The sequence below is a fragment of the Xylophilus sp. ASV27 genome (assembly GCF_016428875.1).
Lineage (GTDB): Bacteria > Pseudomonadota > Gammaproteobacteria > Burkholderiales > Burkholderiaceae_C > Xylophilus.
Window position 1 is genome coordinate 1 of record NZ_JAELTO010000449.1, and the last position, 250, is coordinate 250.

1 protein-coding gene is annotated in these 250 nt (G+C 62.4%); it reads right to left on the minus strand.

Annotation, left to right across the window (positions count from 1 at the left end):
- A partial coding sequence (locus JHD63_RS23740) for a hypothetical protein (protein ID WP_198973216.1) occupies window positions 1-205 on the minus strand: 205 nt, incomplete at its 3' end.
- Window positions 206-250 lie beyond the last annotated feature (45 nt).

Here is a 250-nt window from a genome sequence, read left to right on the forward strand (position 1 = left end):
CTTCGAAGGTGACTTCGATGCCCTTGTCGGTGGCCTTGGCGCCTACCGTCCTGGTCTTGAGCATGATGTTGTCGAAGCGCGGCGCGTTCATCTTCTGCCAGACCTTGACCAGGTCGCGGTCGGCGCCGGGCTTGACCAGTACTTCGATCACGCCCACCTCGGCGAAGTCGCCGATGTCGGGCACCTTGATGTCGATGATTGCCATGGGTGCGGTCTCCTTACAGCAGCACGCGGCGGAAGTCCGCCAGCA